This is a genomic window from Phormidesmis priestleyi ULC007 (genome assembly GCF_001895925.1).
Classification (GTDB): domain Bacteria; phylum Cyanobacteriota; class Cyanobacteriia; order Leptolyngbyales; family Leptolyngbyaceae; genus Phormidesmis_A; species Phormidesmis_A priestleyi_A.
Window position 1 is genome coordinate 1 of record NZ_MPPI01000006.1, and the last position, 12,480, is coordinate 12,480.

The window sequence follows — 12,480 nt, forward strand, 5'->3', positions numbered from 1 at the left end:
ATCCGTTTTACCCCCTCCAGAGCGCTGATAGACGTGGCGTTCAACCACCACTTCTCCATACGGCGTTTGATACCCTTTCGGCTGCTTACCTTTGGTTCGCATCACCGCTCCTGCGATCTCGATAGCAGAGCCATCGGTGTCCAAATACTCAAGCGCCGCTGCGGTCGCAATCCGACCCGCAGCGTTGAGGCTTTCCTGAATGCTCTCTTCACTCGTGAGTAGTGAACGACTCAGTTCGAGGGTGACTTCTATCTTCACTTGTGTCCCGGACTGACTTAACAATTGAGCGCTCATACTCACCCCTCTTGGTTGCATCACTGAGGTAATATCATGATTGAATGATTAAATCAAGTAGAGGTCGCACCCCTTTGAAAGTAGAAACAGAGCGGAGTGGAATGGCAGGTCAATTGCTAGTCGATAGCCTCAGAACTGCCCTAGCGATTCACCTATTACGGAAGTATTGCACCACGCACCCCAAACTCTCTAGTGATTCAAACGGGTTGTCTCAATCTAGTTTGAAACAAGTGATTGAGTATATCCATCAGGATTTGAGATTAGTGCAGTTAAGCGCGATCGCTCAGATCAGTTCCTATCATCAGAGAAATGGGTAGAAACCCCGTCCTTTAGCAGAGCGAAGGACGGCTTTACGAGGGTGCGACCTCTACCTGATACTAAAGTGACTCAAGCCTCCTGCTGATAAGGTTTTTGAACGATTTCACAGTAGTCTTTTTGATTATTCATTGATCAATTTTACAGGCACTCAAAACCCTTATGGAGCAAAAGGTAATCGGTTTTTTCCAATGTATCGGATGGAGGTCGCACCCCTTGTTGTAGCGAAAAGTCAATTGGAGAAAGCCAGCCAGGAACTAGAACAACGCAAAGCCAGAGTCCAGGGCAACAATACTATCTCCTTTGATCAGGCAATGCTCCGACTCAGCCCTGTGGAAGCAACAGTTCAGCGATTGCAGGTAGAACTTCAGCCTTTACAGCAGGAAGTTAAGCGGCTGCAAGAGATCGTGCAAGGTTGGCAAACGAGTATACAGACAATAGAACAGGAAATGGCTCAACGTCAGGCAGAATTGAATGCTCTCTCGACGAACATTCCCCCAACCAGGGGAGGGGGGAGTCCTGAGGTGTTAAACCTGTTGAAGAAGCAGCGCGAACTAGAGGATGTTCGCAGGAAGTGGCGTGACCTGCAAGAATACCTGAAATACCCACTGTATCAACTCACAGCAAAACAGACCGAACTTGCAGCGAAGCAACAAGAACTAGAACTCAACCAGCAGGAGGTAGCCCAATTAAAAGCCATTCTTCAGGGCAGCCGCCAATTTCCGATGCCGCCGATCTACATTGACCCAGTTGGCTTAACAGTGTCGGGAACCGTGTTCAATCTGACTGCAAGCAAAGATACGCCTCGCCTGTTCGATAGCGCCAACGGCAATTTGATTCTCTACCTCCGGGGGGCAAACAATGAATTCTACTCCGCTCAATACGATACCCTGACGGAAAGAGTGTTGCACGAGGTAGCCGCGACTGAAGGCAGCCTGGTGTTCATAGCTCGTACTGCTGGATCTCAGATGGATACTGCCACGATCGTCATTCAGTCTAGCAGTACAGATACAGAAGAAATCTGCACCGTTGTTCTGTCCAATCCAGTCATGGGCATCACCGAAACCTGGAACAAAGTGCCGCGTCAGGTGGCTCAATTTGCTCAAGTCATCAACGGTGAAGCCAACAATTCGCAAGATGATTTCTACTACGACTACAGCGCCAATGTGAAAGTTGAAGGTATCACCAGCAGCAATCAGTTTCAAGGATCACTGCTGTTTGTGGTCGCCAACAATGCCAAAGGAGTGGTGAAAGACGGGGCAATTCAGGGTAGCGAGGTGAAGACGCGATCGGCGCAGTGGACTAGCTTCCCCCTGGGAAATGCGCTTCAGTTTGACGGCAAAGATGATTTTGTCAGCCTCAAGTCTGATACCCAATTGTCATCCTTCGATGCTGCTGGCGATCTAACGTTAGAGGTGTGGGTCAAACCAACGCCCAAAGCACAGGAATACAGATCTCGCTTGATCGGTCAACGCAGCGATCACTCCCAATACAGCCTCGCACTAGAGCCGTTCGCTTCCACTTACGGAGCAATCGAGATGAATGGAGAAACAGTATTTGGGTTAAGCGGCAGCTCCTTTCAGGATGCCTTTTCCTTTGGAGATACCAGCTTCACGATCGAATTTTGGGCAAAGCGGAGTGTTGTCGATCGCACAGAGCAGATCTTTCAGAGCGAAACAACGGTTTCAGACTACCAGGGGCTAACTCTCAGCTTCGACGGGGCTAAATTTGTTTGGGTCTCTACAGTCGGTTTTTCTGCTTCTAATGTTCTCTCCACACCGGAGTATCCAGATACGAACTGGCACCATTGGGCTTGCATGTACGATCGCTCCACAAACGTGCGGAAAATTTACTGCGATGGGGGACTTGTTGCTCAAGACGCTCTGCCAAACCGAACAGGAGCTTATATTAGTAGAACTATTTTAGGCAGTTTCGGTGATGATCAGTCATTTAAAGGATCACTGGATGAAATTCGGATCTGGAATTACGGGCGACCCGCCAAACAGATTAACTCAGATATGCGCCGCCACTTGAGGAGCAGTCAACCAGGCTTGCAAGCTTGCTGGGGCATGTCAGTCAGTTCTATTCCGAAAGATTATTCAGGTTACAACCGTTCGATCGATCTTCTTCAAGGCACTGCTCAAGCAGGTGTGGGGGCGTTCGTCGATTACGGAATGTCAGTCAATGTCGGGAATCAACAGAGCTTACAGACGAAAGAAGCGATCGTCTCCAGCGACACCTGGAATCATCTGGCAGTGGTATACAACCAATCCTACGCGCTGCAATTTAATGGGGTTGATAGTTATTTAGAATGTGGCAACGCGACAACGCTAGACATTAACCGCGATTTAACGATCGAAGCCTTCCTGAAAGTAGACAGTTTAGGGGTTCGGCGCGGGATTGTCACCAAGGGAATTCTGGATGATGGCACTGATCAGGATGTGCCTTACGCCTTTTATGTCGATCGCGATGGCAAGCTAGTGTTTGCCTTTGAAGATACTGCTCACACGCTGCGAGAGTTTTCCTCGAATCAAGCGTTAGAAGTCGGAAAGTTCTATCGCGTTGCCGTGACGCGCAAACCTGGTTTTGAGACTAAAGAACAGAAAGACGGCGACACAACAACGGGCGTGATTGTCAAACAGTGGGATGACATCCAGTTCTATATCAACCGTCAGGAAGTCGGATCTCGCCGATATGATTTTGATAGCACCGACAAGACAGCAGTAGGGAACAGCAGCCAACCGTTTGAGATTGGCAAAGCCTATCTAAGCGGGGCGCGTCCAGCCTTCTTTCACGGCAGCATCAGTGAAGTGCGGGTTTGGGGCACCGCCCTGGGCATCGATACTCTCGGTGTCGAGATTAAAGGGTCGGAAAAGGGCTTGATCTCTTGGTGGCGCATGGAGGAAAACGCGGGCGCGATCGCCTACGACTCTAAGAGCAACAACCACGTCACGGGCAGCAACATCCAGTGGGCGAAAAATCCTGACCCGCAAGGCTCTAGCTTCACCCTCTATTGCAACGGGCAGCCTGTTCCGACCCAAAAGATCAATTTGCCAGCCGACCAGTCCCAATTTATGCTGGGTGCCTGCAAGCGCAACGGCAACATTGAGGATGCCTTCTGCGGCACCTTAGAAGAAGTGCGAATCTGGAAAGTTGCCCGCACCCCCGAACAAATTCGCGACAATTTGTTCCGTCGCCTCTCAGGTGAGCAAGAACACTTGATTGCCAACTACACCTTTGATGCCGAAGCCGCAGACGAACTGCGCGACTACTCCTTTCAAAGCAATCATCTCGCCCTAGCCACAGGCAACAGCCGCCCAACCTATGTCTTCTCCACCGCACCGATCAGCAATGATGTGCCGCAGGTGCGCGATGCTGTGGCAGGCATTCGCACAGCTTTCCACGATGTCCTCCATAGTCCCGTCGGTGTGCAAGAGTATGGAGATATGCAGTCTGATGTAGATGGCAATTTGATTGGTGTTCTCAAGCGCTGCCACACGTTTATTCAAGACCACGAATGGCACATTCTCACAGGTTACAAAGTCGGCAACCTGATCACGGAATGGATTGGGCAAGTGCAGTTTGCGCCGCAGCTAATTGGCTATATCGAAGGTGCGCCCCCAGTGCCTAGCGAGAACCTGACCGTGAAAGACAAAGACTACACCGGAGCCACATCCGTAGAAATGACTGAAGCCGCCAGCGTTGTCCACACCTACTCGGCTTCACGCGACACAGGCTTTGATATGGCGATCGCCGCATCGATCGGCATCGGCTTCAAGTCGGAGACCTCAGCCGGGCTGATCGTCGCGACAACCGTGGAAGAGACCACTGTGCAAATCGGTGCCAAAGCCGCGTTCGAGAATTCGCTCGGTTGGTTAGACGATGCCAGCGTCGGCACAGGCAAAGTCACCAGCAAAACCAGCAAACTCGATCTACAAGGGAGATGGGATGCCAAAAATCAGCGATTTGCCCCTCGTAACCTTGGCTTTGCGCTGGTACAGTCCGAAACAGCCGATGTGTTTGCGCTACGAATGCAGCATAACAATGTGCTGGTTTCCTACCAAATGCGCCCTAATCCCGACATTCCAAAAGATTGGAACATTTTGACTTTTCCGATCAACTCCGCCTACACCAAGCAGGGCACCTTAGACGGCAAAGTCGGTTTAGCTCCAGATACTAGCTATCCCAATGCCATGAGCTACAGTTCAGACATTAGTTACTTCAAGCCGATCGAAGCCTATCAACTCAAAAACCGGATTCAGCGCCAAGAAGAGGAACTACGCAGCTATTACGATCAATACAACGCAGGCGGCAGGGGTCGCAGACAGGCAGCAACCCACTTCTCTCAAGGCGATTTGGCAACAGGACGGTTGCTCGACAAGCTGCCCAAACCGGAGAAGCGCAACCTGGTCAATACCTACGTCTGGACAGCAGATGGCGGTTTGTTTACCGAGTCTGAGACCGCGATCGATATGCGGCAAGAAACGACGGGGGGTGCCTATGCCTTTACGGGCATGGCAGGCATCTATGCGTCTGGCGAAATCGCCTTCAAAGCGGCAATCTTCTTTGAATTAGAGGCGCTATTCGGTGGGCACCTCAACCTAACCGTGGCGAAAACCCAGGATTCAGAAACCTCGTTTGGCTTGAATGTGAATTTGGATGGACTAGAGCGAGACATCTACGACCCGACAAAAGGAGATGACCTCAATGATCCCTTTGGCGATCGCAGCAAACTTCCTGGCAAAGTCGATGCCTATCGATTTATGACCTTCTATCTTCAGCCTGACGTGCAGCACTTCAATGTGTTCACCGACCAAGTAGTCGATAGCATTTGGTTGAACCAGAGTCAGCATCCTAATGCGATCGCGTTGCGTCAAGCGGTTCAAGCCCAGAAACAAGCCAAGGACAAAGACAAAAGCTTACCCTGGCGGGTCATGCACCGCGTTACCTATTGCAGTCGGGTGCTGCCCAAAGTTGGAACTGCGCCTGCCTCTTTAGAAAAAGCTCTGAGCGACCTCGACATTGATAGCAACTGGCAGTTGATCAAACGACTCGAACCGTTTGTCAAAGGCAAAGCTAGCGTCGATTTCAATGCTGCTGTGAGTGAGGCAATTGCCCAATATTTGCCGGAACTCAAACCCCACACATCTGAGATCATCCGCTATGTGCGGCTATACTTCCAAGTGCCAGAGGAGGCATAACTTTAACGTCAGTTCGACGAATTTTTTCGCTGCGTTGACAGCGGCTTTTGCCCCTAAATCCCCCATTTTGGGGGATTTAGGGGCCTCCTGGATGGGCAATCGAAGCCAACCATTTCTGTCGAACTCACGTTAACTTTAGCCGTATTCACTAAAAAAGGGATGAGCCATAAGCTCACCCCAAAAGCGGTGAAAGATTCACCTCAACTCGCTGCCTTCGCGTTAGAAATTCATCTCAGCAGCTTGCACTCTCTCAACCTGCTTCTTCTTCAGCACCAGAATGATTTGAGTGAAAGTACACATCGCAAAGAATGCCAGCAGTCCCTTAATCCGGTTGGGGCTTTGCAGCACAATCTCTTTGTCAACTTGACCAAAGCCACCCACGTTGGGGTTGCTGGTTAGCGCATCACCCGACTTGACCTCCTGACCTTCTGCCACCAGCAGTTCAGGCCCTGGCGGAATGGTTTCGTCTACCGTTTTGCCATCAGCCGCGTTGATGGTGACTTTAAAGCCACCTTCTTCGGTCTTGCTGATTGCAGCAATTTGACCCGTTGCAGAGGCGTTATAAACGGTGTTGTTGCTCTTCTCACCCGTGGGGTTGATTTGACCTCGACCCCGATTGCCGCCCACGTGAACCGAATACTTTCCGAAGCGAATTGACTTATCGCTCTTGGGGTCAGGAGACAAAATCGGGAAGGTGATTTCTCGATATTGCTCACCCGGAATCGGCCCGACCACTAAAATATTAGGCTGATCGTCGCTGTAGGGCTGAACGTAAAGTTCGCCAACCTTCTCTTTCATCTCGTCAGTCAGACGATCGTCAGGCGCTAGCTTAAAGCCTTCAGGCAACATCAGCACCGCGCCGACATTTAATGGGCCTTTACTACCATCGCCTTGAACCTGCTGAACGCTCGTATCGTAGGGAATTTTCACCACCGCTTCAAACACGGTGTCAGGCAAAACCGATTGGGGCACTTCGACCTCGGTTGGTTTTGCGCCTAAGTGACAGTTGGCACAAACAATTCTCCCGGTTGCCTCACGAGGGTTTTTGTAAGCTTCTTGAGCATAGTAAGGGTAAGCAGACGCGGCTTGAGGCAGGGCAAGGCTCGCTGCAAGCAAGACGGTCACTGCGACGATCGCGACCATTGCCTTTCGGATCAGGGTTTGGGCGCTACGCAGCCACATCGACGATAAAAAGCTTGTTCTCATCTCTAGCGAATAAAAGGGATAACAAAGAAAAGGAAGAGGGGTCAGGGGTCAGGGGTCAGGGGTCAGGAGTCTACTGAAACCTGACCCCTGACCCAAAACCTAAATTATGCCCACCAGGGATCTTCATCGGTGCGGAAGTCAGTCTCAGTCCAGGGGGTGAGGGTGACTTTGTTGTCTTCAACGTTGGCGTGTGCCAGTGCAAGAGACAGCGGAGCCGGGCCGCGCACGACTTTTCCGGTGCTGTCATATTGAGAACCGTGACAAGGGCACATAAATTTGTTCTCGTTGGCGTTCCAAGGCACAACGCAGCCTAGGTGAGTGCAAACTGCATTGATGCCATAGTTGGCGATCGCTTTGTCTTCCTCAACTACTAGGTAGGTGGGGTCGCCTTTTAAGCCTTGCACGAGAGAATGATCGCCCGCTGGGTGGCTAGCCAGATAGTCAGTGAGAACGATATCGTTCCCTAGAGCATCTTTAGCAGTGACCCCTCCAGAGCTACTGCCGCTCGACGGAGGAATAAAATATTTGATGACTGGATAGAGAGCACCAGCAGCAACCAGCGCTTCAGAGCCAAACATCAGAACGTTCATAAATTGACGACGACCCATGCTGGGTACATCATCTGCGGGTCCAGTTAGTTGAGCCATGTCTACACTCTAGAGATATCGGGGATGATTGCAACCAATCACAGTAGATTGACGCTCAGAACTTATCTGAAAGCTCTGGGTTTAGATTTAGTTACATACACGAGCTACGATCGCGCTTTTAAAGAAGGTTTTCTAAAATCACAAAATGCTAGAAATCCTTCTGAGTTGTCGCTTGTAGCCTTTCTTAAGTGTATTATACAAACTTTAACATTAGCATCATAGCTAACCGTTAGAGCCTTAGATTTATACGAAATGTTACAGATTCTCACACGATCGTCATCATGACAGGATCAGATCTCCGACAGCTTTTAGTCAATAAGTGGGGTCGCTCTTACGATATTCAAGTTCGACGAACTCAGGGCAAAATCTTTGTCCAGGTGATGTGGAAATATCTAGAGCAAGCGTCTTTTCCCCTATCTGAAGGGGAATATGTCGAGCATCTTGATCAGGTTGCGGGTTATATCAGGGCTTGGGGCGCGATCGCTCAAGTTCAAACTTATATTGAGAAGACTCGTGAGCGTCCGCGTTTGGGAAAGGCGGTCAACATCTCGATCGATTTAGGCGAACGCGCTTCAGAGTGGCTCTTAGAAGATTTCTAATGTTACGTGAATTCGATGAAGCTTTTCGCTGTGGTTGCAAATCCGGGCTGCCCCCTAAATCCCCCAATTCTGGGGGACTTTGAACCCTAAATTCTGGTCTTGAAGTCCCCCAATTTTGGGGGATTTAGGGGGCAGAAGCGCTGAAGAACGAAGCGAAAGAACTCATCGAACTGACGTTGATTGTTACCTAACTTTGCGCTCCGTGAGTTCGTTTAAGCCTTCGCCTAATAGTGAGAGTCCGACCACCATCAGCGTCATTGCAAATCCTGGAAAAAACGCCGTCCACCAGATTTCCCCAGTCGAAAGGGCATCGAGCGCTTGACGCAAATCGTGTCCCCATTCTGCCACTTCATCGGGCAAGCCGAGTCCTAAAAACCCTAATCCTCCCAGGGTCAAGATCGCGTCGGCAGCGTTTAAGGTAAATAACACAGGTACACTTTGAATTACGTTTAGAAACAAGTAGCGCGATAAAACTCGCCACGTTGAAGCTCCCATTGCTTGAGCCGCTTCGACAAATAGCTCAGTTTTGACGCTGACTGTTTGGTTACGCACCACGCGATAATATTGCGGCACATAGGCAATGCTGATCGCGATCGCGGCATTCAACACGCCTCGCCCCACCACAAATGCCAACGTCACTGACAGCAGCAGTCCCGGTAATGTGTAGATCGTATCCATGAAAAAGAGCAAGACGCGATCGAGCTTTCCGCCTAGATATCCGCTCACCATTCCTAACGGCACCCCAATTACTAAACTGAGTGCTGTCGCTAAAATCACGACCTGAATCGCTGCCTGAGTGCCATAGAGCGTTCGTGAAAACACGTCATAGCCCAGATTAGTAGTGCCAAACCAATGAGCAGCCGATGGGGGTTGATGCGGTAGATTGTCGAGAAACTCGATCGGACTTTGCAGCCAGCCCACCCATTGCAAGACGGGAGCCAGCACCGCGATGCCCACAAACATCAGCGTTAGAAATGCCCCAACTCGCATCATCTGCAATGACAAGCTAGGACGCTCAGAAAAACTCAACGATCGGGGAGGAAGATTGGTAAGAGCCATGCGGAGAAGGATGAGTTGCAACATTCAATCTTAGAGGACTGCAATCCAAACTCAAACAGTTAGACAGAATTTTGTAGCGTTGACTACCACTCAGACTCAGCCGTCTTGCTAGGACTAGTGCTGAATGTATCGAACTTATTTCATGACCGTTTCAGCCACCACCGAGAAACTTTTGGCAGCTAAAAAGTCCAAAGGGTTAAGTTTTGCCGACTTAGAAACGACGATCGGACGCGATGAAGTTTGGATTGCCGCACTATTTTATCAACAGGCAAGCGCTTCTGAAGATGAAGCCACCAAACTGTTAACCGCTTTAGAACTCAGTCTCGATCTCGTCCCGGCATTGACTGCATTTCCGATTAAGGGATTGGGCCCGATCGTGCCCACTGACCCTTTAATTTATCGGTTTTACGAAATCATGCAAGTCTATGGAATGCCGATGAAAGAGATCATTCACGAAAAGTTTGGTGACGGCATTATGAGCGCGATCGACTTCACCTTAGATATTGACAAAATAGAAGACCCAAAGGGCGATCGAGTCCAAGTCACAATGAACGGAAAGTTCTTAGCTTATAAAAAGTGGTAGCGGGCTGATTGGGAAACTAAACGAGGGCAGTTTCGGTTGAGTCTAGCGTAGGATGTGTAGAGCAACCGCGCACCCTACCCGATTTTTTGACTCGATCGATATGCACCCTCACCACTCGCCAGACTGTAACTGTTATGAAGTCGATTCTCAAACTAAGCAAAAGCAGTTATTGATTGCGCTGCTGTTAGTAGGCGGATTTGCGATCGTCGAATTAACCGTGGGTCTAAGCATTCACAGTCTGGCATTGCTGGCAGAATCGGGACATCTCGTGTCTGACTGTCTTGCACTCTTACTGGCACTGCTGGCAACCCGGATCACTCAGTCACCACCAACGTGGGGTTGGCTAGGGGTGAACGAGGTGGCAATTAAAGAAAATCACTCGGTTGAAACGTGGGCAGCCTTAATCAATGGGCTGGGGCTAGTGGTGGTAGCGCTGCTAATCGCCTGGGAAGCAGTCAGCCGATTGCAGATTGATGCCGTTGAGATTGCCAGCAAACCGATGCTGATCACAGCGATCGTCGGTCTAGTCGTTAATGGCATCAATATCTCTCTGCTGCATCAAGGCAGTGACCATGACCTCAATTTGCGAGGTGCTTTTTTGCATGTGGTGGCAGATGCTTTGGGCGCGATCGGGGTAATTGTGGCAGCGATCGCGATCACGATCTGGCACTGGTCTTGGGCAGACGGAGCCATCAGTTTAGTGATTTCAGGGCTGATTATTGTCTCTGCAATTCCATTAATTAATCAAAGCTGGAAGACATTGCAGGCGATCGCGCCGTAATTATCGGATATTCATCTTAATCACACTGCCTTGAATGGCTTGTAGAAACCTGATCAATAACGTCTCTTATTTTGCATAAAGCAACTGAGCGATCGTTAAGGTTGAAAAGTCTGATCATGTTATTGGTGATGGAACTAAGACATCACTGATGACTGGCTGTTAATGCCAATTTAATCTGCTGTTGAGCAAATCGAACCCGCGCCCGAATCGTCAAACTCTCATCAGTTTCAGCAAGACTGTCAAGCTTTGTCTGAATTTGAGCAAGCCAATCGGGTTGAATTTTTGAGACTGAGATCGCGAGAGACTGCAAACTCAAAACAGCCGCATAGCGAACAATCCACTCATGGTCTTGAGACACGTTCAGCAACGCTTTCAGCACTTGAGATTGAGCAAACTGGAGTCGGTTTGGCTCTAGCTGCTGCCAGTGAATGCTGCCCAACCCTTTTGTCGCGGCACGACGCACACTCATCGCAAAATCGTTTTGTGCCGCAGAGAGCAAGATATCTAAGCCGCGCGGGTCACCGATTCCCGCTAGGGCACGAACTGCCCACGCTCTCGCACCATAGTTGTAGCTGTCTAGCTGTTCTAAAAGCGGCAGTACAGAGGCTTCTCCCAGACCGATCAGCCCATCCACCGCAGCAACGGCGGCTCCAGGATTGTTATAGCCAAGGGCAGCGATTAAGGCAGGAATGGCGGCTTTGGTTTGGGCGATCGCCAATGCTTGCACCGCCTCTAACAAATGAGTCGAAGAGTCTGCTTCATCAACTGCACGAATTAGGGTTTGAATGTCAGTCACGAGATTTTAAGAGAAGAGTCAATAAGCCTCATATTAAAGCAATGAGTCCATCAAGGTCATGACTTTGATAGCTCCATCCGACAAATCAGGCAGATTAGTTTCACCGACTTGGCGTTCGAGTAATCCTTTGAGGGCGATCAGCTTGAGACTATTCTCAGCTAACGTCTCAGCGATCGCGTCCGCAGCCGGGAGATAGCCAATCGCCCCCAAGTCTGCCAGCGCCGATCGCCGTAGCTGTAAATCTGCACCCTTCAACGCTTGAATTAACCGATCACCATATTGCCGATCGTCGGTGAGTTGATAGAGCGCACGGGCTGCCGAATATTGCACTCGATTAACCGGGTGATCTAAAAAGGATTTTGCGTCAGGAATTGCCTCGATCGCGCCCAGCGTTCCCAATGCTTCTAAAATCGCTTCGTAGGGCTGTGGCAAGTCAAGCTTGACCGGAGAGGGTTCGGTGCCTGCAATCTCATTTCTAAGGAGCTGAATCAGAACCGGAACGCAGGTGCGATCGTCTAACATCTCTAGCGATTGTGCCGCCGCTTCTCTGACATAAAAATCTGCACACGACAAACTCGTAATCAAAGCCGGAACAGCGCGACGATCGCCCAGCTTGCCTAACGCTCTCGCTGCATTTCGCCGTAAAGGGTAACCACCCGCTTCTGTGCGATCGGCTTCATCTTCTAAAGCCTCGATCAATCGTTCGACAACCCCAGGCTGGTTGACGCGAAACTTGCCTAACCACCAAGCAGCATAAACGCGTAAGCCCAAATCGAGCGATCGCAGGTTCTCGATCGCTTGCGCTGGGGTCAGTTGTTCACCATTAAAATTGTCAAAGCTATCAGACATGAGACGAGGGAAAAAAGAGATTCTGATGGCTTCCAGTTTAGCGCTTGACCATAAATTAATGAAGTCATAAGAGCAGGAAACATAACGTAACCCTTGTTCATATATATTAATAACTTATGTTAAGATTATTAATATATTCTCTGTAACAGG

General features: G+C 49.9%; 10 protein-coding genes and 1 pseudogene. 5 read left to right on the forward strand and 6 right to left on the reverse strand.

The window, feature by feature from the left end; genetic code table 11:
- Positions 1-294: pseudogene (locus tag BRW63_RS06935) on the reverse strand (ISKra4 family transposase); the annotation flags it as partial.
- 74 nt (positions 295-368) lie between these two features.
- On the opposite strand from BRW63_RS06935, the gene BRW63_RS06940 reads away from it, so the two are divergent.
- Positions 369-611: a hypothetical protein gene (locus BRW63_RS06940; RefSeq protein ID WP_143162019.1), complete on the forward strand. Its 243-nt coding sequence runs from the start codon at positions 369-371 to the stop codon at positions 609-611.
- Between the two features lie 129 nt (positions 612-740).
- Positions 741-5,810, forward strand: coding sequence for a LamG domain-containing protein (locus BRW63_RS06945; RefSeq protein WP_073070189.1), 5,070 nt, complete (start codon positions 741-743; stop codon positions 5,808-5,810).
- Between the two features lie 219 nt (positions 5,811-6,029).
- Here BRW63_RS06945 and petA read toward each other — a convergent pair whose 3' ends face one another.
- Complete coding sequence (gene petA, locus BRW63_RS06950; protein WP_223257315.1) at positions 6,030-6,992, reverse strand: cytochrome f; 963 nt, start codon at positions 6,990-6,992, stop codon at positions 6,030-6,032.
- Positions 6,993-7,120: 128 nt separating this feature from the next.
- Positions 7,121-7,663 (reverse strand): cytochrome b6-f complex iron-sulfur subunit, encoded by a 543-nt coding sequence (petC, locus tag BRW63_RS06955; RefSeq protein ID WP_073070191.1) that lies wholly within the window; start codon positions 7,661-7,663, stop codon positions 7,121-7,123.
- 281 nt (positions 7,664-7,944) lie between these two features.
- Here petC and BRW63_RS06960 point away from each other — a divergent pair, with 281 nt between their 5' ends.
- Positions 7,945-8,262: a DUF3067 family protein gene (locus BRW63_RS06960; protein ID WP_073070192.1), complete on the forward strand. Its 318-nt coding sequence runs from the start codon at positions 7,945-7,947 to the stop codon at positions 8,260-8,262.
- Positions 8,263-8,445: 183 nt separating this feature from the next.
- On the opposite strand, the gene BRW63_RS06965 is transcribed toward BRW63_RS06960, so the two are convergent.
- Entirely contained in the window at positions 8,446-9,345 is a 900-nt protein-coding gene (locus tag BRW63_RS06965) for an ABC transporter permease (RefSeq protein ID WP_317615803.1), read from the reverse strand.
- A gap of 100 nt (positions 9,346-9,445) precedes the next feature.
- Between BRW63_RS06965 and cynS the strand changes: the two genes are divergently transcribed.
- Together cynS and BRW63_RS06975 are read left to right on the forward strand one after the other, a co-directional pair.
- Entirely contained in the window at positions 9,446-9,904 is a 459-nt protein-coding gene (cynS, locus tag BRW63_RS06970; protein WP_425320461.1) for a cyanase, read from the forward strand.
- A 52-nt stretch (positions 9,905-9,956) separates the two neighbouring features.
- On the forward strand, positions 9,957-10,685 hold the full coding sequence (locus tag BRW63_RS06975) for a cation diffusion facilitator family transporter (protein WP_219898428.1): 729 nt from the start codon (positions 9,957-9,959) through the stop codon (positions 10,683-10,685).
- 142 nt (positions 10,686-10,827) lie between these two features.
- Here the strand turns inward: BRW63_RS06975 and BRW63_RS06980 are convergent, their stop codons facing one another.
- Together BRW63_RS06980 and BRW63_RS06985 are read right to left on the reverse strand one after the other, a co-directional pair.
- Positions 10,828-11,481: a HEAT repeat domain-containing protein gene (locus BRW63_RS06980; RefSeq protein ID WP_181314360.1), complete on the reverse strand. Its 654-nt coding sequence runs from the start codon at positions 11,479-11,481 to the stop codon at positions 10,828-10,830.
- Between the two features lie 33 nt (positions 11,482-11,514).
- Entirely contained in the window at positions 11,515-12,330 is an 816-nt protein-coding gene (locus tag BRW63_RS06985; RefSeq protein WP_073070193.1) for a HEAT repeat domain-containing protein, read from the reverse strand.
- Positions 12,331-12,480: the final 150 nt, after the last annotated feature.